Genomic DNA, 22,506 nt, shown 5'->3' on the forward strand with positions numbered 1-22,506 from the left:
GGGCCCCGTCGGTCGCGCCGCTCCCCGTCCCCACGGGTCCGGCGCAATGGGGTACACCTCCGCTCAAGGCGACCCCGGTCCAGTGCGCCCGGTGACGTGCGCCGGGGGTCCCGGTGATGGTCACCGGGCTCCCTATCGCTTGACTTAGGCAATCGCGGTCGACTTACTTAAGTCAAGCAACCTTATGAACGGTGTCAAGGCGGCCATCCCGGCCTCGCCCGGATGGGACCTGAATCACCCAACCTCGACTTTGCATGATCATGCATAAGCGTGCATAATCTTCCTATGTCCAAGGTCCTCACCTCTCTTCCGGCCGGCGAGCGCGTCGGCATCGCCTTCTCGGGCGGGCTCGACACCTCCGTGGCGGTCGCGTGGATGCGCGACAAGGGTGCCGTTCCCTGCACGTACACCGCCGACATCGGCCAGTACGACGAGCCCGACATCGCCTCGGTGCCCGGCCGCGCGAAGACCTACGGTGCGGAGATCGCGCGCCTGGTCGACTGCCGGGCCGCACTGGTCGAGGAGGGCCTGGCCGCGCTGACCTGCGGCGCGTTCCACATCCGCTCGGGTGGGCGGGCGTACTTCAACACCACGCCGCTCGGCCGTGCCGTCACCGGCACGCTGCTGGTCCGGGCGATGCTGGAGGACGACGTCCAGATCTGGGGCGACGGCTCCACCTTCAAGGGCAACGACATCGAGCGGTTCTACCGCTACGGCCTGCTCGCCAACCCCCACCTGCGCATCTACAAGCCCTGGCTGGACGCCGACTTCGTCACCGAGCTCGGTGGCCGCAAGGAGATGTCCGAGTGGCTGGTCGCCCACGACCTCCCGTACCGGGACTCGACGGAGAAGGCGTACTCCACCGACGCCAACATCTGGGGCGCCACCCACGAGGCCAAGACCCTGGAGCACCTGGACACCGGCATCGAGACCGTCGAGCCCATCATGGGCGTACGGTTCTGGGACCCCGAGGTCGAGATCCTCACCGAGGACGTGACGATCGGCTTCGACCAGGGCCGCCCGGTCACCATCAACGGCAAGGAGTTCGACTCCGCCGTCGACCTGGTCATGGAGGCCAACGCCATCGGCGGCCGGCACGGCCTCGGCATGTCCGACCAGATCGAGAACCGCATCATCGAGGCCAAGAGCCGCGGCATCTACGAGGCGCCCGGCATGGCCCTGCTGCACGCCGCGTACGAGCGTCTCGTCAACGCGATCCACAACGAGGACACCCTCGCCCAGTACCACAACGAGGGCCGGCGTCTCGGCCGGCTCATGTACGAGGGTCGCTGGCTGGACCCGCAGGCCCTGATGATCCGTGAGTCGCTGCAACGGTGGGTGGGCGCGGCGATCACCGGTGAGGTGACCCTCCGTCTCCGGCGTGGCGAGGACTACTCGATCCTCGACACCACGGGCCCGGCGTTCAGCTACCACCCGGACAAGCTCTCCATGGAGCGCACCGAGGACGCGGCGTTCGGCCCGGTCGACCGGATCGGCCAGCTCACCATGCGCAACCTCGACATCGCCGACTCCCGCGCCAAGCTGGAGCAGTACGCCGCGATGGGCCTCATCGGCACCACCGGCCCCGCCGCGATCGGCGCCGCCCAGGCCGCCGCCACCGGGCTCATCGGCACCATGCCGGAGGGCGGCGCCGAGGCCATCGCCGCCCGCGGCGAGGTCACCGGCTCCGACGCCGACGAACTCCTGGACCGCGCCGCCATGGAGTTCGGCACGGACTGAGTCCCGGCCGGGCCCACCACTGCTGGGGGCCATTGCCGCCGGAGGCGGGAACGGCCGGGAGGCACCCGTAGTACGTATGTACCGGGCAACGTTCGTAGTACTGAGCAGGACCCGAGACAGACCAGAGGCCCCGGAGAGATTCGGGGTCTTTGGTGTTTCTCTTTCCGGAGCAGGAGCGGCCGTGCCGGCGGAGTACGCCGCCGACGGGCCCCGAGGTCGGTCGGTGAGGGTACGGCGTTCAGTCGATGTTCAGCCGATCCGGACCGCCTGGCCCGTGACCCGGGTGCGGGGGTCGTCCGGGGATACGGCGATGTGGAGGTCGCTCGGGCGGCCCGTGTCCTCGCCCTGGCGGATGGTGAGCGTGGACGGGGTCGTGATGAGGCCCAGGGTGCGGAGGTAGCCGCCGAAGGCTGCGGCTGCCGCGCCGGTTGCCGGGTCCTCGACCACGCCGCCGACCGGGAACGGGTCGCGGGCGTGGAAGTGGGTCGGGGACTCGCGCCAGACCAGGTGGACCGTCGTCCAGCCGTGGTGGTGCATCACCTCGGTGAGGGCGTCGAAGTCGTAGTCCAGGTCGGCGAGGCGGGCTCGGGACGCGATGGGGAGGACGAGGTGGTCGTTGCCGCCGAACGACACATGCGGGGGGAGGGCGGGGTCGAGGTCGTCGGCGGACCAGCGGAGGGACTTCAGCGCTTCGGCCAGTTCGTCGGCCGTGGTGGGGCGGGAGTGGGTCGGGACGCTGGTGAGGGTGGCCCTCGCCGTGACCTGGGTGCCGGTGGTCTCCGTCGTCGTGGCTACGGGGATCTCGCCCGCCGGGGTGTCGAGGACGAGGTCGCCGGGGCCCAGGCGTTCGGCCAGGGCCACCGCCAGGGCCACGGTCGCGTGGCCGCAGAACGCCACCTCCGCGAGCGAGCGCCCTCAACAGCACGCCCGTGGCCGCCGTCCCCGACGAGAACGCCCTCTCCGGCGAGGTGACCGCGGGCCCCGACGGCCGGGCCACGGTGGTGTGGCGCAAGGCCGTGGACATCTCCCCCGGCGACTACACCTCCCAGCTCTCCGCCCAGTCGCAGACCTTGCTGACCAAGCCGACGATCACCTCCAGGGCCACCATCAGCGGGACCGCCCGTACCGGCTCCAAGGTCACCTGCAACGCCGCCTGGACCGGCTACAAGGCCACCGTCGCCTGGTCCTGGCTGCGCGACGGCACGACCATCACCGGCGCCACCGGCAGGTCCCGCACCCTGACCTCCGCCGACTACAAGCACCAGGTCTCCTGCCGGGCCAAGGTCACCAACCCCGCCGGGTCCGTCACCTCGACCTCCGCCGCCGTCACGGTCGCCGTCGGCCCCGCCCTCAAGGTCATCACCGCGCCCACCGTCACGGGCACCGCGAAGGTCGGCTACAAGCTCACCGCCGCCCACGGCACCTGGTCCCCGACCGCCACCTCGTACGCGTACGTCTGGAAGCGCGACGGCGTGAACATCACCGGTGCCACCAAGTCGACGTACGTCCTGGTCAAGGCCGACAAGGGCCACAAGATCTCGGTGAAGGTGACGGCCAAGCGGTACGGCTGGACGAACGGCTCCGCCACGACGGCCGGCGTCACCGTGCGCTGAGCGCACCGCGTGCGCTGAGCAGCGTCGCGCGAGCTGAGTGGCACCGCGCGGGCCGACCCGTCAGCCCTCGCGAGTCGATCGCCCGGCCGGGGTTCTCCCGGCCGGGCGACTTCGTCCGGCCCCGCCCGTGCCGCCTACCATCCCGACCCATGGCGATGTTCGTGCACCTGACCTCGGCGGCCAACGCACCGCGCATACGGCGGGCCGGAGTTCGCGCGGCCGGCCGTGGGCAGGGCGGCGGCGGGCGCGGGGTGTACTGCTTCCCCGTGCTGCCGTCGTACACCGTCACCCACCAGTGGCTGCGCGAGCTGGCCCGCTTCGGCAGCCGGGGCGGGCTGGTGGCCGTGCACATACGGCTGGACGACGCCGAGCAGGTGCGGGTCGGGCACTACAGCGGGCGTGCGCCGGGCGGTCAGGCCATCGTCACCGCCGCCGAGGCGGTGCGGCGGATCTCGGCGCTGGAGGACCCGCGGGGGTGGGAGGTGTTCGTACCCCGGTCGATCACGCCGCGCGAGGTGCACCGGATCCGGGCCGCGCCGCAGGTCGTGGGGTGGTGTTATCTGCCGGACGCGCACGGCACCAGGCCCTGCACCTGCTTCGGCTGCCGGGTGCGCGGCGGTTACGGCGCGCGGCGGCTGCGCGAGCGTCTGCCCCACCCGCTGGACGGCCCGCCGCCACCGGTCCCGGTCCTGCTCGCCCGGATCACGGCGGCCGGCGACGCGGGCGACCCGACCGCGCTGCGCGAGACCTTGCACTGGTTCGGCATGCGCCGCCGGGGTCCGCTCCCCCGACTCGCCCGCCTCGCCGCCCACCCCGACCCCGGTGTCCGCGAGGACCTGGTGTGGGCGATCTCCGGCTGGACCACCCCCGGCGTCACCGACCTCCTGGACCATCTCGCCGATGACCCCCACCCGGACGTCCGGGAGGCGGTGGAGGCGGTACGCGACTCGTCGTGACCGGCTGTCGTACGGCAGCCGGCCGGTGGAGTGACTCAGGCCGACTCGGGCGCCGTACCGGCGGACGGGGACGCGGACGGGGCCGGGGATGTGGACGGGGCCGGGGATGTGGACGGGGCCGGGGATGTGGACGGGGCCGGCCTCTCCAGATCCTCCCTCCACGCCTTCATCACGCTCGCCGGGACCTCCCCGAGCAGGCCGTCCTCCTTGGTGAAGGCCAGCGCCCGGTTGTACGCGCCGCTCCCGCAACCGTCGGACTGGTGGCGGAGCTCGACGTCGGTGGAGGCGTCGATCACGGGCTCGGTGCCTCTCACCGGCGTGACCCGGAAGCGGACGGGGCCGCTGTCCGGGTCGACGTCCAGGGGGAGCATGAGCCTCAGACGTGTGACGTTCTCCGGCGGCAGCGTCCCGTCCACGCACTCGCCCCGGGCGCAGAGCTCGTAGGACGCGCCGACGAGATCGCCGTACCCCTCCCGTACGAACATGAGGCTGACGCCGGAGTCGACACCGACCCCGGCGCACGGCACGGCCGAGGACGTGCAGGCGGACACGGCCAGAAGCAGCGCGGGCGCCGCGATGAACAGGTGGTGCGGTCTCGGCATCAGCCGGCGCTCGTCCAGCTGTGTGCCACGTCGACCACCAGGCGGTCTTCCAGCTGGAGCACCCGGAACGGCAGCCGGGCGCGGACGCCGACGCCGATCTGGGTCTCGCCCTCGAAGCTGCCGGCGAAGCGGGTGTCGCGGAAGGTGCGGTAGCCGGTGATGTCGACGCCGGGCAGGGGCTCGGCCACCTCGCCCGGGTAGGCGACGCCACCGTTCTCCGGGTCGTAACTCGGCGCACCGACGCGGATCTCCAGGATGGCGCCGCCGCCCACCGGGATGACGTCGCCCGAGCCCGCCTGCTGGAGCTGGTCCACGTACTGGACGTAGTAGCCGATCTCGTCGCCACCGCCGGGTACGTCGAACACGATGCGGTCGAAGCAGTCGTGCCGACCGGTCCTGACGTCGTCGAGCGGCACGCCACCGACCGGCGGGGTGCCCTTGACGCCGCTGCCCCAGCCGGTCGGACAGGCCGCCGCGGCCGGCGCCGACGCGCTCCCGATCTGCGCGGCCCCCGCGCTGCCCGCCGCCGCCCCCAGCGCGGTCCCCGCGAGCACGAGCACGGCCGCCGCCGCTCCGACACGTCGTATGCCTCGCATGATGTTCCCCCTTGGTCGCGTAACCGAAGCAACCGGCTCAACCGGTCGCGTAACGCTGATATCGGGTGAGACGACCGGCCACGGCGGAAGGTTGTATGCCGGTACGGCCATGGAACTGCCCGTTCCGCCCGCTTGTTGGAGTTCATCCTGGGGGTTTGACAGCCGAGGCCCAGTAAATGGATAGTTCTTACTCGCCGGTAAGGTCCGCGTTCCGAATTCTCCGACGCGGTCCACCGAAGGCAGCGGAAGAGCAGTCGGAATGCGGCTGGAATGCGTCCGGAATACAGCCGGAAGGCAGTCGAAAAATGGCCGAAAGGCCGAATGTAATCGGCCGGGCTCGTGGCGGCGGGACGGCGAGGCTGCGAAGAAAGGTGAAATCCCGAGTGACGGAAAACACGACACGCCGGTCCCGTTCAGGTGTTCGGCGGGCGGCGGCGCTGGGCGCGGCCCTTCTCGGTGCGGTGGCGGGTGTCCTGGGCGCGCAGCCGGCCCAGGCGGCCGGGCCGAACGGCGCCGTGAACATCCGGGGCCAGGAGCCCTGGAACACCGACCGGATGATGGCGCGGGTCTGCGGCACGGACGGCGACACCGGCTACCAGGACTGGTACGTCGACGTCACGACCGGCGAACTCCGCGACTCCTCGGCGTGGCGCAAGGCACCGGTGTGGCACAAGGACGACGGCAAGTGGACCCTGCGGCCGGGCTGGGAGCGTTTCGAGGGCCGGTGCGGGTACCCCGTCGCGTCCAGCTGGACCTACCGGGCCGCGTGGCGCCCCATCAGTGAGACCCGCACCAACTGCACCGACAGCGGCTACAGCCTGGAGCTGGCCCGCGAGTACGCGACCTCCTCGTCGTACTCCCACACCGTGGGCGGCTCCACCAGCGCCGGGGCCTCCATCGGCAGCTGGTTCAGCACCTCCGTCGAGGCGTCGTACAGCTACTCCTGGGCCATCGAGAACTCCGTCGCCATCACCAACAATGACGTGATCGAGATCGGTCCGAGGAAAACCGCCTGGATCGAGGCGAGCCCCACCAAACGCGTCGTCCGCGTGAATCCGGTGTTCAAGGTCGAGTCGTACACCTGGAATCCGACCGGAAAGCGCGAGGACACGGTCGATGTCACTTCCTGGCGTGGCCGCGGATACGACCGCGTTTACTCGTACGGCAATTACATCGACGGCGTCGCCGACGAACTCAAGAAGGACGGCACCCCGCTGATGACGTTCCGCGAGAAGGACCGTCCGGCCGGAACCGAGTGCGACTGAGCCGTATCCGTACCGCGCGGCCGGGCAGCGCGTCGCGTAACGGTGTCGGGTCACGGAATCGAGTGACGGGGATCGGGCGAGGAGCGCCGGAGAAGCACCCTCTTGGGAAGAATGCCGGGGTGACGGAACAACACGGCACCGGTGAACGCGACGGCACCCGCGAACACGACGACACCGGCGGACACCGCGACACCGGCGAACAACACGGCGCGCGCGAACATCTCCGCACCCGCTTCGACGGCATGGCCCTGTACGACCCCCAGCACGTGCGCGACGCCCTGGCCCCGCTGCTGGACCGGCCCGGCCCCTTCACCCCGGGTGATCTCGAACCGTACGACCAGATGCATTACCTCGGTCATCGCGCCCTCGACAACGCGGTCGCGCGGCTCGGTGCGGCGCCCGGCGCGGATGTCGTGGACATCGGCGCCGGGCTCGGCGGACCGGCCCGGTATCTCGCCGACCGGTACAAGTGCCGGGTCACGGCGGTCGAACTGCAGCCGGAGCTGCACCGGCTGAGCGAGGAACTGACCGCGCTGTGCGGGCTGTCGGACCGGGTCAGGGCCGTACGGGCGGACGCCCTGACCCTCGGCGGCGCGGACTGGGCACAGCGCTACGACCACCTGATCTCGCTCCTCGCCGTCCTCCACATCCCGCGCCGCGCCGAACTCTTCGCCGTCTTCCGGGAGTTGTTTCGCCCCGACGGCACCTTCCACATCGAGGACTTCTACGCCCGCCGCCCCCTCACCGGTGCCGAACGGGCCGACCTCGCCGGTCTCGTCGCCTGCCCCTACCTCCCCGACGAGACCCGCTACCGCGACGACCTGACCCGCGCCGGCTTCACGGACGTCACCTGGACCGACGCCACCGACCTCTGGCGCCCCTGGGTACGCGACCGCGCCGAAGTCTTCCGCGACACCTACGAGGACCGCGTCCGCCTCCACGGCGAACCACTGGCCGCCCGCCTGCTGCGCTTCTACGACACGATCAGCACCCTGTTCACGGGCGGCGGAGTGGGAGGCGTGCGGGTCACAGGCCGCCGCCGTTCATGACCAACTCGTAGCGCCGGTAAGGGCAACCCACCCCCCAACGGTCACCGCGTCGCCGGTGCAGGCGAAGGCACCTTCCGCAGCAGCGGCACCGACGCCCCCCGGCCGCCGGACCCGCCCCCGCCCGGCGTCCGGCTCACGTACTGGCTGTTCATGCTGTCGTCGATCCGACACAGAACCCCGGTCGTCCGCCCCGGCGCCGCCGAAGGGTCGAGCTTGGCGGTGAGGGAGGCCAGCTTGTCGTAGAGGGTCTTGCACCGGGCCCCGTCGGCGGAGAGCTCGGAGTTCGTGGCCGCGTACAGGGCGTCGAGGATCAGGACCAGGTTGTGCCCGGAGAGCAGGATGTCCTGCATACCGGCGTCGCCCTTGATGACCCGCCCCGGCGGAAGGTTCGGGTCGGCGAGGAAGCGGGCGGCCTTGGCGGGGCCGGGGCCGACGCGGTCGTACGGGTCGCGGGTGCTCTGCGTCCAGGTCGGCTCCCAGACCCCGAAGGCCGTACGGGCCATGAAGGTCCAGGTGTCCTCGTGGCAGCGCAGCGTGATGTACGAGACGCCCGCCGCGCGTCGGAGCGTGCCGTTGTGCTCACCGAGGGCGACCCGGTTCGCGGCGAGGGCGGCCTGGAGGACGGCACGGTCCTCCTCGCGCCAGCGCCGCTCCTGTTCGTCGCGCTGGGCTTTCAGGTCTCGCTTGAGCTGCTGGTTCCTCGCGTACTGCTCGGCGAACGTCTTGACCAACGTCTTGACCATGTTGAACATGTGGCGCCTGCTCGGGTCGGGCCGGACACGGTGTTGCAGCGGGCCAACGACGCTCGACAGACCTTGGTCACGCCATGGGCCCGCACCGGACGGTTCAACCGAACAGCTCAACCCTGGCCGTGTGGTCGGCGCCCGCGTGGCAGTCCCGCGATCGGCGTGCACGACTCCGGGTTCTTGTGGATCTACGCGTGACAACCGTCGGCTCGTCAACTCTCCTTGAAGACACTCCTGTTGAGGGCATCGGTCCACCCGGTCGGCCGGACTGCGCGATTCCCTGTGACGTACTCCCGAGCGACGGAACAGAACGTTAAGGTCTGCCCTATGAACGCACGGCTGGCCCTGCTCGGCACGGTGGAACCGGGTGTGGCGGAGAGCGAGGTTTTCCGGCTCGCGCTCCAGCACGTGGTGGGGGAGTTGGGCGCCCTCGGGGGAATGATTCATCTGCGCGGCCCCCTGGCCGCGCTGCGGTTGGTGTCGGTGACCGGCCTGCCGCCCGTTCTGACCCGCCCCTGGGAGATCATCGACCAGGAGGGCCCCCTGCCCCCGGCCCGCGCCCTCCACCAGGGCGGAACGGCACAGCGGCCCGGCACAGCACGGCAGGGCGGCACAGCACGGCAGGGCGGCGGCCCGTCGCAGAGCCGCGGCTTATGGGCCCCGCTCCCGTCCGTCGACCTCACCTGGCCCGGCACCGGTCTCGCCGCGCTCCCCGTGTCGAGCGGGGAGCGCACCATCGGCGCGCTCACCGTCCTGATGGGCGACCAGGGCGAACCCACCGCCGAGCAGTGGGAGTTCCTGCGGGCCGTCGTCGCCTGGACCGAGGAGCGGATGGCGCAGGCGCCGCCCCCGTCCGGCCCCGCCCACGCCGAGCCGAGCGGCGAGCGGCTGCGGCAGGTGCTGAAGAAGGTCCGCGTCGGCTCCTGGGACTGGGACATCCGCACCGGCGACCTGATCTGGGACGAGGCGGCCCTGGAGCTGTACGGCACCCGGCCCGCCGACTTCACCGGCAGGATCGAGAACTGGATGCGGATCGTCCACCCCGACGACCTCGCTCCCGCCCTGGCCGCCGCCGAGCGGGCCATCCGCGACCACACCGTGTTCGACGCGGAGTACCGCGTACGGCGCCTGGACGGCACGTACGGCTGGACCCGGGCCCGCGGCCGGGCGACCTACGACGAGCACGGCGAAGCCCTGCGGATGATCGGCGTGGGCTGGGAGAGCGACGAGTCCCGGTCGGCACGGGACACGCTCAGCCGGGCCCTGCGGCACATGAGGGACGGCTTCCTCGCGGTGGACGACGAGTGGCGGATCACCTTCGTCAACCTGGAGGCCGAACGCACGCTCGGTCAGTCCGAGGACGAGCTGTTCGGGCAGGTGCTGTGGGACCTCCCGTACGCCCGGAAGATCCCCGGTCTGGAGGCCCACTACCGGAAGGCCGCGGCCGAGGGGAGGTCCGCCAACTTCGATCTGCACATACCGGACACCGGGCGCCGCTGTCATCTGAGAATGGTCCCGGGCCCCGACGGCCGCACCCTCTACTGCACCGACGTCACCGAGAAGCGGCGACTGGAGGAGGAGCGCCGGGCGGCCGAGCGCGCCGCGTCCGAACGGGCCTACCGTATCGCCGAGTTGACGGCCGCGCTCGCCAAGGCGACGACCTCGCGGGACGTGATCGACGCGGTCGCCAGCCGGGTGCTGACCCCGTTCGACGCCACCGGACTCCTGGTCCAGGACTTCGTGGGCGACCGGCTCCACAACATCGGAGCCGTCGGCTACACCGACGAGTTCCTCGCCCTCGTCGACAACCGCCCCCACACGCCGTGCAACGCCGCCTGGGAGGCCATCACCACCGGCGCCCCGCTGTTCTTCGCCTCACCGGAGGAGTACATCGCGTACGCGCCGCAGTACTCCCGAATGCCCGCGCTCTCCGGCAAGCAGGCCTGGGCGTTCCTGCCGCTGATCGCGTCCGACCACACCTTCGGGGTGTGCGTCGTCGCCTTCGACCAGCCGCGCGTCCTCACCGACGAGGAACGCGCCCTGCTCAACGCCATCAGCGCCCTCCTCGCCCAGTCCCTGGAACGCGCCCGCCTCTACGACGCCGAACACACCCGGTCCCGCGAACTCCAGCGCGGGCTGCTCCCGAAGGTCCTGCCCGACCTGCCCGCCTGCGAGTCCGCCGCCCGCTATCTGCCCGCCACCCAGGGCATGGACGTCGGCGGCGACTGGTACGACGTCATCCCGCTCTCCAGCGGCCAGGTCGCCCTCGTCGTCGGCGACGTCATGGGCCACGGACTGCCCCAGGCCGCCACCATGGGCCGGCTGCGCACCGCCGTCCACACCATGGCCGACCTCGAACTGCCGCCCGACGAGATCATGACCCAGCTCAACCATCTCGTCGCCGGCATGGGCGAGGAGTCGTACGTCACCTGCCTGTACGCCCTGTACGACTCCACCACCCGGATGTGCTCCATCGCCCGCGCCGGGCATCCGCCGCCGGCGCTGGTCCACCCCGACGGCACCGTGCACTTCCCCGAGCCGGCCGCCGACCCGCCGCTGGGCGCCGCCGAACCGCCGTTCGAGACGGTCGAGCTGCACGTCCCCGAGGGCAGCCTGCTCGTGCTCTACACCGACGGCCTCGTCGAGTCCGCCAAGCGCGAGATCGACGAGGGCATGGCCGACCTGGCCCGACTGCTGCGCACCGCCCACGCCGACGGCACCGCCGCCGACCTGGAACGCCTCTGCGACACCCTCACCGAGGGCCTGCTCCCCGCCGACCATCCGTCCGCCGACGACGCCGCGTTCCTCGTCGCCCGCCTGCACGCCCTCACCGACGATCGCGTGGCCTCCTGGTCGCTCCTCGACGACCCCCGGGCCGCCGGCCAGGCCCGCCGCCACGTCCGCGAACAGCTCACCGCCTGGGGCCTCGACGACCTCGTCCCCACCACCGAACTCCTCGCCAGCGAACTCGTCGGCAACGTCGTACGCCACGCCAAGGGGCCCGTCCGGCTACGGCTTCTGCACGGCTCCGAGCTGACCTGCGAGGTCTTCGACGGCAGCCTCACCATGCCCCGCATCCGCCGCGCCACCGACACCGACGAGGGCGGCCGGGGCCTCCAGCTGATCACCGCCCTCTCCCAGCGCTGGGGGACCCGCTACACACCGACCGGCAAGTGCATCTGGACGGAACTGCCCCTGACCGGCCCCGACACCCGCAGGGACCGGCCGACCTCCGACGCCGGTGGCCTGGACCTGATGTTCCTCGACCCCGGGGACTTCGACGGGGACCTGGACGCCCTGTCGTTCGGGGACGTGGACGTGGACCCGGGCCTCGACGGGACTCAGGGGCGGGGGGAGGACCGGGGCCGGTAGGGGGCCTGTGCCACATGGCGCGCACCGGCCCGGAAGCGGACACCCCCGTACGGCATGTCACCGCGGTCGGCGCGGTCAGTGCCGTACGGGGGTGTCGGCCTGCCTCAGCTCACGTGACCGATGCGCTCGACGCGCTCGTTGACGCCGTTGCGGAGTTCGCCGAGGGTCGTGCCGGGCGGGGCGACCTTGGGCGTGGCGGAGGGCGGCTGGGTCTCGTCCGCGCAGGTGGTGCCGTGGGCCGGCACCTTCAGGTCGAGGAGGTAACCGGTGACCGCGTCGGTCGCGCAGGCGCTCCGCCCGAACGCCGTGTGCCCCTCGGCGTCGAAGGTGAGCAGCCGGCCGTTGTCGAGCCGCCGGGACAGGGCGACCGCGTCCTGGTACGGGGTGTCCGGGTCACCGGTGGTGCCGATGACGAGGATCGGCTTGGACCCCCTGGCCCGGTACGAGCCGTCGTACCGGCTGACCCGCTCGCCCGGCCACTGCACGCACGCGGTGGCGTGCTGGTGGTCGTACGTCGGCGGCCCGTACGCCATGGCCGGCCCGAGCAGCGGCGCCGCCTCGGCGTTGGCCTCGACGTTCCGCTTCAGCCGGCGCAGGCCGCTCGGGTAGTCCCGGTCGACGCACTCGACGACCACGTTCGGGCCCAGGAAGTCGAAGCTGGCCGGGGACGGCGGCCGGAGCAGGAAGGAGGTGTTGTCGCGGAGTTGGGCCTTCCGCAGAGCCGCGCCGAGCGAGGGCCAGATGACCTTGCCCTCGTTGATGTTGAACATCAGCCGGTAGACGAGGGTGTACCCGTTGGCCTGTCCACCGTTGGCGGTGGGCACGGGATTGGCGTCCAGGTCCGCCTTGAGCTTCTCGAACGCCGCGCGCGGGTCCCCGTCCCCGAAACCGCAGGTGGCCTGGTCGGCGGCACACCAGTCGAGGAACCGGCTCATCGCCCCGTCGAGGGCCAGGTACTGGGGCCGGTCGTAGGCGTAGGGCCGGTTGGCGTAGTGCACCGGGTCGTACGCCCCGTCGAGCGCGAGCGCCCGTACGCGCTCCGGGAACAGCGCGGCGTAGACGGTCCCGATGTACGTCCCGAACGACCGTCCGTAGTAGGTGAGTTGCTCCTCGCCGAGCGCCTGCCGCAGCAGATCGATGTCACGGGCGACGTACTCGGTGCCGACGTACGGCAGCAGTTCACCCGCGTTGTCGACGCAGGCCTGGTCGAAGTCGGCGGCCTGGCGCAGGGCGGAGCCGAAGAGGGCCGGCCCGACGGGCACACCCTTGGCCTCGGTGACGGCCTGGGTGTACCGGGCGTCGTCCCAGCACGTGAGCGCCGAACTCCGCCCGACGCCACGCACGTCGTACCCGAACACGTCGAACGAGTCCCGCAGGGCGGCGGGCAGGTCGTCGTAGTTGTTGCGCACGAAGTCCACGCCGGAGTTGCCGGGCCCACCCGGCTGCATGAAGAGGGTGCCCTTGCGGTTGGCCTGGTCGGCGGCCTTCTTGCGGATGACGGCGAGGGTGATGGTCCGCCCCTGCGGCTCCCGGTAGTCCAACGGCACGTCCGCGTTGGCGCATTCGAAGCCGCTCCGGCAGTCGGACCAGGTGAGGGTGGGCACGGGTGGGGTCTGCGTGGCCGGCTTCGCCGGTGCCGCCGTCGCCTGGGTGCCGGCCCCCGTCCCGGCGACGACGAGGGCGGCCAACGCGGCCCCGACGGCTTTCAGACGCCCGAAACGTCTGACTGTGTAACGCTGTATTCCCATTGTCTACCTTCCCCCTGGGCTGATGTGTCCCCAAGTACCCACTGGTCAGTGTGGGTTCAAGGAGTGTCTAGCTCAGTAGAGGGGAAAAGGGCCAGACTGGTGGCAATGTGACCGGCTTTCCATGGGATTTCTCCGCTACCCGCCGGTAGTCGCCCGCCGTCCGTCGCGCGGAACGCGCTGGGTAACCTGGGGTGCGTTCCCGGTCGGCGTCCAGCTACAGCTACCAGCGACAGCGGTGAGGCGGGCCGGGTTGACCCCCCACCATCCCGAAGGATCTGCGCACGTGTCATCGAAGAACAGTCGTCTCCGGGTTGCTCTCGTCTCCGTCGCCGTGGCGGTCGCCGGTCTGGCCATGGCGGGACCGGCCGCGGCGGCCACGTCTCCGTCCACGGCGGCGGTGTCCACGGTCCCGCAGGACCAGACCCCCGCCATACCCACCGACTTCGTGGACCTCGCCACGACCCCGCTCGCCGCGGACACCGAGCCCCACGAGGTCACGGTCACCTACCGCAACGACTCCGCGGCGGCCCGCACGGTCGCCCCTCAACTCCTGGTGGAGTCCCCGGAGGCGGGCCCGTTCCTGACCCCGTCCGACATCAAGCTCGAACGCCGCACGGCAGCCGGCTGCTGGAAGCCGGTGGAACTCGGCACCCAGACCGGCACCCTGTTCACGGACCTCACGACAGCCCGCCGCACGCTGCCCGCGGGCGAAACCCTCACCGAGACGTACCGCCTCACGGTCACCAACCCCGAGGCCCAGGGCACGGTGCATCCGAGGGTGGCCCTGTTCGACTGACGAGCCGAGCGACTGACCGAGCAGAGGGCGCCCTCCTTCGCCGCATGACGCATGTACTCGGGGCGAGCTGAGTACATGCGCTCTGGCCGGCGATATCGCGGGGCGAAACGCTTGGGGCATGCGCGAGAAACTGATGAAATCCGTTCCCCAACTGCTGCCGGTCCTTGTGCTCGCTGGGGTGTCTTTGGCGGCGTGGTCCGCCTGGCTCGGTTGGGACCAGCAGCGTGACGTGCGGGCCGACGGTTCGACGACCGGGCCGTACGAGGCGTGGCAGGTGATCGGGCTGGTGCTTACTCTGCTGGTGCCTGTGTGCTGGCTGGCGTTCCGGCGGTACTTCGTGGGCGCTGTGCTCGGCACCACGGTCGGGCTGACCGTCGCCGCCTACTACGACTGGTCGGACGACGCCAGCGGGCTCTTCGCCATCGGCGTGGGGATGGTGATGCTGGGGACCCTCGCCGCGACCATCGTCCTCTCCGCCGTGATCGCCTCCCTGAAGCGAGACGGACGCGGGCGCCGGATCGGAGCCTGACGAGGGCGACCACGTCGCCCCACGGATATCAGCGGGTAGGCGGCGCGGCGCGTGCGGCTCGCGTCGGGTACGTACGTCGTGCTGGAGTGGGGGAGTCGGCTCAAGTCACGCGCGTAGAGAGGGGGTCGCCAAGAGGGCGCAGGCTAATTCCGGGGAACGATGGGGTGGGTGACGACCCTCACCCGACCTCGGCGCGGGACGGGACGTCGGCCGCGTGCGGGAGCGTGTCGGGCTGTGCGAGGCCGTCCGGCGGATAGAACTGGGCGTACCAGCGGCGCAGGGCCTTGATGCCCTTCTCGTGCGGGAGCAGGACGGGGCGCGCCCGGTGGATCTTGTGGTCCCAGATCTCGACCTCCTCGCGGACCTCGCCCAGAGCCTCCCTGCGGAAGACGAGCTTGAACAGCGGGATCAGGAACGGGGCCCGGGCCGGTTTGCGGATGTGGTACAGCATCCGCAGTTCGCTGGTGCGGTCGTCGACGGGCGTGCTGAGGGCGACGGCGGTCACCGACATGACCGGGCCGTGGGTGCGGACGACCATGACACCGGGGCCGTACATGAACGCGTCGAACGTGTTGTCGATGTCCCAGCCGAACACCCGCCGCCGGAACCGGCCGCGGACCTCGGCGAACGGGCCGTCCACCCGCCAGTCCTGGACGGGTGGTTCGGCCTGGCCGTGGATGAAGTGGAAGTGGGACTCGTCGACGATGTTCTCGCGCATCTCCTGGATGTGGACGCGCGCGGCGCAGGTGTCGTCGATCGGCGCGGCGAACTGCCTGGACGTCGCCTCCGGTATCTCCGGCACCTCCCATGCCGGTTCGCCCGGACCGGCGTACACGAAGACGAGTCCGCTGTGCTCGCGGACCGGGAGGCCGCCGATCGACAGCTTGGGGGTGCGGACCGCGAACGGCGCCTCCACCCAGCGGCCCTCCACGTCGAACCGCCAGCCGTGGAACGGGCACTCGACCGTGCCGTCCACGACCTTCCCGCCCACACCGAGATGAGCGCCGTAGTGGGGGCAGTGCGCGTCCCGTACCGCCGCCTGCCCGTCGGTGCCCCGGAACGCGATCAGCGCCCGTCCGAAGTAGTGCAGGTTCACGACCTTGCCCGGCCAACTCGGTGCTGCGGAGCACCGCGTACCAGCCGTACGGGACGGTCGGCATCGGATACTCGTCGGCTCGCGGGTCTCGGGGCAGGTCGGTGATGTCGACGTGAGTCCGACGACGGGTCCGATGGTTCCGGTGACGGGTGGGCATGGGGGGATGCTAACCGGAGGGGCTGACTCCCGTACTGTCAACTGGCCTACAGAAGGCAGGAGTTGACCTGCGGGACCCGTGCCGGGGCCGCCGATCGGCTACGGCGCGCCGTACGTCGCCACCATGATGTTCATGGCCACCTTGTTCATGTCCTGACCCTTGGCGTCGGTCGAGTTGACGTTGTGGACGAGGGTGCGGGAGCCGTCACGGGTGGAGGCGATGGCCGTGTTGTACCCCCAGCGACCGCCCGTCTTGCCCCAGACCTCTCGGCCGCCGAGTCTCTTCATCGAGAGGCCGACCGAGTAGCCGGCCGGGTCGCCGGTCTTGAAGTCGTTCACCTTCGGCAGGGTGAACATCTCCTCCAGCAGCGGGCCGCGCGGCACGATCCGGCCCTGGAACAGGGCGTTCGTGAAGCGCTCCAGGTCCGCCGTGGTCGAGATGATGGCGCCGGCCGCCCAGCCGTCCGTCGTCCCCCACACCGTCACATCGCGCAGGCCGATCGTGCCGTCGTCCAGGCGCATGGTCTGGTAGCCGTGGTTGTGGCGGCCGATGATGCGCGGGTCCGTCCCGGGGAAGTACGTGTCGCGCAGCCCGAGCGGCTTCAGTACGCGGCGGGCGACCTGGTTCTCGTACGAGTCGCCCGTGACCCGCTCGATCAGCAGACCGGCGATCGTGTAGCCGATGTTGAGGTAGTGCTGCTGCTCGCCCGGCGGGAACTCGGGGTCCTTCGACGTCGCGGAGCGGACCATCTCCTCGGGGTCGTGGATCTGGAAACGGTTCGCGTACCACTCCTCGACGGTGGTGCCGGGGAAGTCGGCGGCCGGGATGCCGTGCGTGTGGTTGAGCAACTGCCGTACGGTCACGCCCTCGTACGCCGCCGGGACCAGATCCGGGAGGTACGAGCGGGCGGTGCGGTCCAGATCGAGTCCGCCCTCGGCGGCCAGCTGCAGCGCTACGGCCGCCGTGAACACCTTCGTCACGGAACCGGCCCGGAAACGGGCGGTCGGATCGGCCGGCCTGTTCGTCTCCAGATCGTGCACACCGGAACTGCCGTGCCAGGTGCCGGTGGTACCGCCGACTCGCACGAGGGCCGCTGTCGCGTCGGCGGAGGGGAGTCCGGCGATGGCGGTTTCCAGGGCGGTTGCTGTGGCGGGGTCCAGGGCGGTTTTGGAGTGGCCGGTCTTCGAGGGGGTGGCCTTCGAGGGAGGGGGTGAGGGTTGTGCGGCGGGGATGGTGGGTGTGGTGGAGGAGGCGACGGCCGGTAGGGCTCCCGGCCCCGCGGCTACGCCGAGTACGAGCGCGGCGGCGAGCAGCGTGCGGGTCGTGCTCTTCATGGTCAACTCCGTGGATGTGGGTGAGCCGTAGTCGGGACGTTCTCGGTGGCTCCATCCTTCTGAGCAGGGGCTTTTGGCGGATCCCTCGCACAGGCGGTCTTCGGGGGGTGGTTGCGGCCGGTTACTCACCGGCGTGGGGGAGGAAGGGGGCCGGGGTGATCCCCCGGGAGGGGGAGGAGTGGTGCGGGCCGGGGGTATTGGGGCTCCGCCCGGTGCGGGGACGGCCAGGGGTGCCCGGCGGCGGGGTGGTGAGGGGTGTTCGTCGTGGTCCCGGTACCGGGGGTGGTGAGAGGTGTCTGGTGGCGGTCCCAGTGCCGGGGGCGGTGAGGGGCGTCCGGCTGTGCTTACCGCACCGGGACGGGGTGGCGCCTGGCTGTGGTTTCGGGGTCGGGGATGGTGGGGGGCGCCTGGCTGTGGTTTCGGGGTCGGGGATGGTGGGGGGCGCCTGGCTGTGGTTTCGGGGTCGGGGATGGTGGGGGGCGCCTGGCTGTGGTTTCGGGGTCGGGGATGGTGGGGGGCGCCTGGCTGTGGTTTCGGGGTCGGGGATGGTGGGGGGCGCCTGGCTGTGGTTTCGGGGTCGGGGATGGTGGGGGGCGCCTGGCTGTGGTTTCGGGGTCGGGGATGGTGAGGGGCGTCCGGCTGTGCTTACCGCACCGGGACGGGGTGGCGCCCGGCTGTGGTTCCGGGGTCGGGGATGGTGAGGGGCACCGGGCTGTGGTTCCGGGGTCGGGGATGGTTGGGGCGCCTGGCTGTGGTTCCGGGGTCGGGGATGGTGAGGGGCACCCGGTTGCCGTCCCGGCACCGGAAAAGGTGAGCGGTACCCGGCTGTGCTCCCCGCACCGGGACGGTCAGTGGCGCCCGGCCCCGGTCGGGTGATCGCCGGCTGAGATCAGGCCCGTCTCGTACGCGCAGATCACCGCCTGGATACGGTCCCGCAGCCCGAGTTTGGCGAGTACGTTGCCGACGTGCGTCTTGACCGTGTGGTCGCTGACGACCAGCTCCGCGGCGATCTCGGCGTTCGACAGGCCGCGTGCGAGCAGCAGCAGCGTCTCCCGTTCCCGGCCGGTGAGCACGTCCAGACAGGGATCGGGCCGCTGCGGCCGGGCGGCGGCGGGCCGCGTGTACTGCTCCACCAACCGCCGGGCCACGGACGGCGCGAGCAGCGAGTCGCCCCGCGCCACCACCCGTACCGCATGCACCAGGTCATCCCGGCGGACGTCCTTCAGCAGGAACCCGCTCGCGCCCGCGTGCAGCGCCTCGTACACGTACTCGTCGGAGTCGAAGGTCGTCAGCATCACCGTCCGACAGCCATGGCCGCTGCCATGACCGCCGCCGCCGCGCACGCCGTCACCGTCACCGTCCCCTCCGCCGAGCGCGCTGATCGCACGGCACGCCTCGATGCCGTCCACACGCGGCATCCGGATGTCGAGCAGCGCCACGTCCGGCGCGTACCGCCGTACCGCCTCGATGGCCCCCGCCCCGTCACCCACCTCCGCGACCACCTCGATGTCCGGCTGCGCGTCCAGAATCATCGCGAAGCCACTGCGCACCAGCTCCTGGTCGTCGGCGACCACGACACGGATCGTCAACGCGTCACCTCCGCGGCGGCGGACGATACGGGCGACGGTGGTGGTACGGGAGACGGCGGTACGGGGATACGTACCCGCACCTCGAACCCCCGCCCGTCCGGCCCCGGCCCGGTCACCGCCGTACCCCCGTGCGCCGCGGCCCGCTCGCGGACGCCGACGAGGCCATGCCCACCGCTGTTCCTGGCCACCGCCCTGAACCCGGCTTGCGGACCACGCCCGTCATCCGTGATCGTCACGCTCAAGTCGCCCTCCCCGTACGCGAGTCGGACCGCCACCGTACGGGCATCGGCGTGCTTGACGGTGTTCGTCAGCGCTTCCTGCACGATGCGGAAGACGGTCGCGGCGGTCGAGTCGGGCAGCGGCCGTGCGTCCCCGGCGACCTCGTACACGACGTCGAGACCGCTACTGACCCGCACCCGGTCGAGAAGCGGAGGCAGAGCCGTGAGTCCCGGCTGCGGTCCACGCGGCTCAGGCACGCCGAGCCCCGGCTCATGACTCCCGCCCCCCTCCCGCAACACCCCCAGCATCCTCCGCAGTTGGACCATGGCGTCCCGGCCGGTCTCGGAGATCGCGTCGAAGGCTGCCTCGGCCTTCTCCGGGGCCGTACGCACCGCCACCGGTCCGGCCTCCGCCTGCACGATCATCAGGCTCACGGCGTGGGAGAGGATGTCGTGCATCTCCCGGGCGATGCGCGCCCGCTCCCGGGCGGCGGCCCGCTCGGCCTCGACGCGATGGGCCCGCCGGCGGGCGTCGGTGAGACGTCCGAAGACGTAGGCCGCCGCGAACACGAAGAAGGAGAAGGTCAGTTCACGCGCCGACCGGGAGTTCAACGACACCCCCACGGGCACGGCGACCAGCAGCAGAAGCCCGGTGATCAGCCGCTTGAGCGGCGGACAGAGCGCGGCGATCGTGTAGACGATCACGAGCCCGGTGTACGGCAGCGGCTGTCCGGGCCCGTCCAGGGTCAGCCGGTACAGTCCGCTGGTCGCGAGGATGGCGAGCAGTACGGTCATCGGGACGCGCCGACGCCAGATCAGCGGGACCACGGTGAGTGTGCTCAGCCCGTACGCGGGCCAGGTCGCCGGCGCGAACTCGGCCGGCCGCGGCACCACGAACGGCATCGTCATCGCCGCCTGGACCAGCAACGCGATCCCGATGTCGACGACGAGGGGATTGGCCGCCGCCAGCCCCCGGCCCCGCTCCCACGACGCCCAGCCTCGCGCCCACCACCGCCGCGCCCACCACTGCCGTGCTCGCCGCTGCAGGGCCCACCATCGCCCTGCTCGCCACCGCCGCGCCCCACCGCGTATGCCCCACCCCACGTCCCACACCGTAACGGCCACGCGGCGAGCCGTGCGGCGACCGTTCCAGCAGGGAGCCATATCCCGGCAGCACCCGTCATGGCTTGCCGGGGCGTACGGACAGGCGGTGGTGGAAGATGTCGCGAGGGTCCCAGCGGCCCTTCGCCCGTTGGAGGGCCGGGTAGTTGGTGCCGTGGTACAGCGTGTGCCAGGCCGTGGTCGAGGTGTTGTGGCGTGGGTCGGCGAGGTCGGCGTCCGGGTAGTTGATGAAGGCGCCGGTCCGGGCGGGTACGCCACCGGTGTCCGCGTACACGTCGCGGTAGAGCTCGCGGAGGAAGCTGCGGTGCCGCTCGTCCTCGGCGGCCTTCTCCCAACCCGTCAGGAACATGATCTTGAGGACGGAGTCACGGTGCGCGACGGCTGTGGCGTCCGCCGGCACCGAGTTGACCCGGCCGCCGTAGGTGTTGAGGCTGACGAGCCCGGCGGGGTAGTCGTAGTCGGTGCGGGTGAGGTGGTGGTGCACGGCATGGATCTGAGGCACCGCCAATCCCTGGTGGGCGTAGGCCGACTTGATCGCGATCCGGTACAGGGGGCCGGGATCGTCGGGGCTGCCGATGACGGATGCTGCGGTCAGCCAGGACAGGCGGTGCGTCTGGGTGAAGGGCTGGGCGTCGATTCCATGGCCGATCGCGGCCAGATGGTCGTGGAGGAGCCGATCGGCCGCGGGGCCGGTGTCCGCCACCTGGCCCACGAGGAAGAGGCGGCCGGTGAGCTTCCGGCTCAGTATGAACTCGCTGTACAGGCGGGTGGCGTGGGCCCCGGGAACGGAGTTGCGCTCCACCCAGGTGCCGTAGTTCCCGACGAGCCGGGTGAACGTGGTTCGGTCCAGGCCCTCCCAGGACCATTCGGCCCGGAAGGTGAGCACCGAGACGGGCGGCTCGGGCAGGTCGCGGAACCAGAACCGGGTGACGATGCCGAAGCTGCCGCCCCCTCCTCCGGTGTGGGCCCACCACAGGTCCCGGTTCGGGTCGTTCTCCTCACGCGTGGCGAGCACCGCGCGGGCCCGGCCGGACCGGTCCACGACGACCACCTCGACGGCGTACAGGCGGTCGACGGACAGGCCGTGCAGGCGGCACAGCGTGCCGTACCCGCCGCCCGGAACATGACCCCCGATGCCCACCTCGGGACACCAGCCGGCGGGCAGCGTCACGCCCCAGTTGACGTACAGCGCCCGGTACGCCTCGCCGAGGCGGCTGCCCGCCTCCACCATGAACGCGTCGCGGGCGTCGTCGTAGCGCACGGCCGTCATACGGGACAGGTCCACGACGACACGGACGCCGTCGTTGTCGACGAAGTCCTCGAAGCAGTGTCCGCCGCTGCGCGCGACGACGTGCTCCCGCCGCCGCACGGCCTCCTGGACGGCGTCCACTACCTGGGCGGTCGTGGTGGGGAGGTGGATGCGCAGGGGGCGGCCGGTGAACCGCCTGTTGTAGCCGCGTCCGGCGAGTGCCTCGTAGCGAGGGTCGTCGGGTCGGAGGACGAGGCCGGGCCGCGTGCCGTCCGCCAGCGCCCCTGTCGTCGCCACCACCGTCTCTGCCGTCGTCGCCGCCGTCTCCGTCGTCCGTGCGTGGGCGGGTGTCGCGCGTAAGGGTCCGGCTGTGATCCCGGCCGCGGCGGCGCCGGCGGCTGCGGCGCGCAGAACGGTGCGTCGGTCGTGTTCGGTCATGGTCTCGGTCCCCCTTCGGCCTTGCGATACGGACACCGACGACGCTAGAGAGCCGCCCTCGCGGCAGGAATCAGGCTGGCCGGTGTTCGCCCGATGGGGCTAACCCCCGGCGTTCACAACCTCGGAAGTTCTCGTCGTCGCACCCCCCTGTAGTTCATCCACATGAACAGAATCTACGTGCACGTGTATTGACGTGTTCCGGCCAGTGGCTCAATACTGCCGAAAGAAAGCGCTTTCTCGCTCGCTCCGCCCCAACCGCTCCGGAGATGGAGATCAGTGATGCGCACAAGA

Annotated in this window: 17 protein-coding genes and 1 pseudogene; 8 read left to right on the top strand and 10 right to left on the bottom strand. The window is 71.2% G+C overall.

Going from position 1 to position 22,506, the window contains the following annotated elements; translation table 11 throughout:
* Positions 1-285: 285 nt before the first annotated feature.
* The gene (gene argG / locus STRIP9103_RS29260) at positions 286-1,740 is read left to right on the top strand and encodes an argininosuccinate synthase (RefSeq protein WP_009326471.1); all 1,455 of its coding nucleotides are present in this window, start codon (positions 286-288) and stop codon (positions 1,738-1,740) included.
* A gap of 249 nt (positions 1,741-1,989) precedes the next feature.
* Here the strand turns inward: argG and STRIP9103_RS29265 are convergent.
* Positions 1,990-2,646, bottom strand: a pseudogene (locus STRIP9103_RS29265) (PhzF family phenazine biosynthesis isomerase); the annotation flags it as partial.
* 23 nt (positions 2,647-2,669) lie between these two features.
* Between STRIP9103_RS29265 and STRIP9103_RS29270 the strand changes: the two are divergent.
* Together STRIP9103_RS29270 and STRIP9103_RS29275 are read left to right on the top strand one after the other, a co-directional pair.
* The gene (locus tag STRIP9103_RS29270) at positions 2,670-3,353 is read left to right on the top strand and encodes a hypothetical protein (protein ID WP_009326504.1); all 684 of its coding nucleotides are present in this window, start codon (positions 2,670-2,672) and stop codon (positions 3,351-3,353) included.
* A 149-nt stretch (positions 3,354-3,502) separates the two neighbouring features.
* Positions 3,503-4,309 carry a HEAT repeat domain-containing protein gene (locus STRIP9103_RS29275; RefSeq protein ID WP_009326502.1) on the top strand — a complete coding sequence of 269 codons (807 nt, stop codon included), beginning with the start codon at positions 3,503-3,505 and terminating at the stop codon, positions 4,307-4,309.
* 35 nt (positions 4,310-4,344) lie between these two features.
* Here STRIP9103_RS29275 and STRIP9103_RS50175 read toward each other — a convergent pair whose 3' ends face one another.
* Both STRIP9103_RS50175 and STRIP9103_RS29285 read right to left on the bottom strand, forming a co-directional pair.
* On the bottom strand, positions 4,345-4,911 hold the full coding sequence (locus tag STRIP9103_RS50175; protein ID WP_009326466.1) for a hypothetical protein: 567 nt from the start codon (positions 4,909-4,911) through the stop codon (positions 4,345-4,347).
* A complete protein-coding gene (locus STRIP9103_RS29285) occupies positions 4,911-5,507 on the bottom strand; it encodes an AMIN-like domain-containing (lipo)protein (protein ID WP_009326449.1) in 597 nt (198 codons plus the stop codon). The genes STRIP9103_RS50175 and STRIP9103_RS29285 overlap by 1 nt, the downstream gene beginning before the upstream one ends.
* 383 nt (positions 5,508-5,890) lie before the next feature.
* On the opposite strand from STRIP9103_RS29285, the gene STRIP9103_RS29290 reads away from it, so the two are divergent.
* Entirely contained in the window at positions 5,891-6,772 is an 882-nt protein-coding gene (locus STRIP9103_RS29290; RefSeq protein WP_009326511.1) for a hypothetical protein, read from the top strand.
* A gap of 119 nt (positions 6,773-6,891) precedes the next feature.
* Entirely contained in the window at positions 6,892-7,821 is a 930-nt protein-coding gene (locus STRIP9103_RS29295; RefSeq protein ID WP_048821202.1) for a class I SAM-dependent methyltransferase, read from the top strand.
* Between the two features lie 41 nt (positions 7,822-7,862).
* On the opposite strand, the gene STRIP9103_RS29300 is transcribed toward STRIP9103_RS29295, so the two are convergent.
* A complete protein-coding gene (locus STRIP9103_RS29300; protein WP_009326462.1) occupies positions 7,863-8,573 on the bottom strand; it encodes a hypothetical protein in 711 nt (236 codons plus the stop codon).
* 321 nt (positions 8,574-8,894) lie between these two features.
* On the opposite strand from STRIP9103_RS29300, the gene STRIP9103_RS29305 reads away from it, so the two are divergent.
* Entirely contained in the window at positions 8,895-11,939 is a 3,045-nt protein-coding gene (locus STRIP9103_RS29305) for a SpoIIE family protein phosphatase (protein ID WP_009326473.1), read from the top strand.
* 104 nt (positions 11,940-12,043) lie between these two features.
* Here the strand turns inward: STRIP9103_RS29305 and STRIP9103_RS29310 are convergent, their stop codons facing one another.
* Positions 12,044-13,687, bottom strand: a complete 1,644-nt coding sequence (locus STRIP9103_RS29310) for an alpha/beta hydrolase (RefSeq protein WP_009326500.1) — start codon at positions 13,685-13,687, stop codon at positions 12,044-12,046.
* A 283-nt stretch (positions 13,688-13,970) separates the two neighbouring features.
* Between STRIP9103_RS29310 and STRIP9103_RS29315 the strand changes: the two genes are divergently transcribed.
* Together STRIP9103_RS29315 and STRIP9103_RS29320 are read left to right on the top strand one after the other, a co-directional pair.
* Positions 13,971-14,483, top strand: coding sequence for a hypothetical protein (locus tag STRIP9103_RS29315; protein ID WP_009326514.1), 513 nt, complete (start codon positions 13,971-13,973; stop codon positions 14,481-14,483).
* Between the two features lie 118 nt (positions 14,484-14,601).
* Positions 14,602-15,012: a hypothetical protein gene (locus STRIP9103_RS29320; protein WP_009326460.1), complete on the top strand. Its 411-nt coding sequence runs from the start codon at positions 14,602-14,604 to the stop codon at positions 15,010-15,012.
* 178 nt (positions 15,013-15,190) lie between these two features.
* Here the strand turns inward: STRIP9103_RS29320 and STRIP9103_RS29325 are convergent, their stop codons facing one another.
* The 5 genes from STRIP9103_RS29325 to STRIP9103_RS29345 form a co-directional block, all read right to left on the bottom strand.
* On the bottom strand, positions 15,191-16,108 hold the full coding sequence (locus STRIP9103_RS29325; RefSeq protein WP_234022333.1) for a Rieske 2Fe-2S domain-containing protein: 918 nt from the start codon (positions 16,106-16,108) through the stop codon (positions 15,191-15,193).
* A gap of 255 nt (positions 16,109-16,363) precedes the next feature.
* A complete protein-coding gene (locus tag STRIP9103_RS29330; RefSeq protein ID WP_009326509.1) occupies positions 16,364-17,599 on the bottom strand; it encodes a serine hydrolase domain-containing protein in 1,236 nt (411 codons plus the stop codon).
* An 848-nt stretch (positions 17,600-18,447) separates the two neighbouring features.
* A complete protein-coding gene (locus STRIP9103_RS29335) occupies positions 18,448-19,188 on the bottom strand; it encodes a response regulator transcription factor (protein ID WP_009326506.1) in 741 nt (246 codons plus the stop codon).
* On the bottom strand, positions 19,185-20,453 hold the full coding sequence (locus STRIP9103_RS29340; protein WP_048821208.1) for a sensor histidine kinase: 1,269 nt from the start codon (positions 20,451-20,453) through the stop codon (positions 19,185-19,187). The genes STRIP9103_RS29335 and STRIP9103_RS29340 overlap by 4 nt, the downstream gene beginning before the upstream one ends.
* A gap of 133 nt (positions 20,454-20,586) precedes the next feature.
* A complete protein-coding gene (locus STRIP9103_RS29345) occupies positions 20,587-22,215 on the bottom strand; it encodes an FAD-binding oxidoreductase (RefSeq protein WP_009326488.1) in 1,629 nt (542 codons plus the stop codon).
* Between the last annotated feature and the right edge of the window lie 291 nt (positions 22,216-22,506).

This window comes from Streptomyces ipomoeae 91-03 (assembly GCF_000317595.1).
Taxonomy (GTDB): Bacteria; Actinomycetota; Actinomycetes; order Streptomycetales; family Streptomycetaceae; genus Streptomyces; species Streptomyces ipomoeae.

Bases quoted from the DNA above. Each gene is read 5' to 3' on its own strand.
- argG (WP_009326471.1), top strand. From the start codon at position 286: ATGTCCAAGGTCCTCACCTCTCTTCCGGCCGGCGAGCGCGTCGGCATC.
- STRIP9103_RS29275 (WP_009326502.1), top strand. From the start codon at position 3,503: ATGGCGATGTTCGTGCACCTGACCTCGGCGGCCAACGCACCGCGCATA.
- STRIP9103_RS50175 (WP_009326466.1), bottom strand. From the start codon at position 4,911: ATGCCGAGACCGCACCACCTGTTCATCGCGGCGCCCGCGCTGCTTCTG.
- STRIP9103_RS29285 (WP_009326449.1), bottom strand. From the start codon at position 5,507: ATGCGAGGCATACGACGTGTCGGAGCGGCGGCGGCCGTGCTCGTGCTC.
- STRIP9103_RS29300 (WP_009326462.1), bottom strand. From the start codon at position 8,573: ATGTTCAACATGGTCAAGACGTTGGTCAAGACGTTCGCCGAGCAGTAC.
- STRIP9103_RS29305 (WP_009326473.1), top strand. From the start codon at position 8,895: ATGAACGCACGGCTGGCCCTGCTCGGCACGGTGGAACCGGGTGTGGCG.
- STRIP9103_RS29310 (WP_009326500.1), bottom strand. From the start codon at position 13,687: ATGGGAATACAGCGTTACACAGTCAGACGTTTCGGGCGTCTGAAAGCC.
- STRIP9103_RS29320 (WP_009326460.1), top strand. From the start codon at position 14,602: ATGCGCGAGAAACTGATGAAATCCGTTCCCCAACTGCTGCCGGTCCTT.
- STRIP9103_RS29330 (WP_009326509.1), bottom strand. From the start codon at position 17,599: ATGAAGAGCACGACCCGCACGCTGCTCGCCGCCGCGCTCGTACTCGGC.
- STRIP9103_RS29345 (WP_009326488.1), bottom strand. From the start codon at position 22,215: ATGACCGAACACGACCGACGCACCGTTCTGCGCGCCGCAGCCGCCGGC.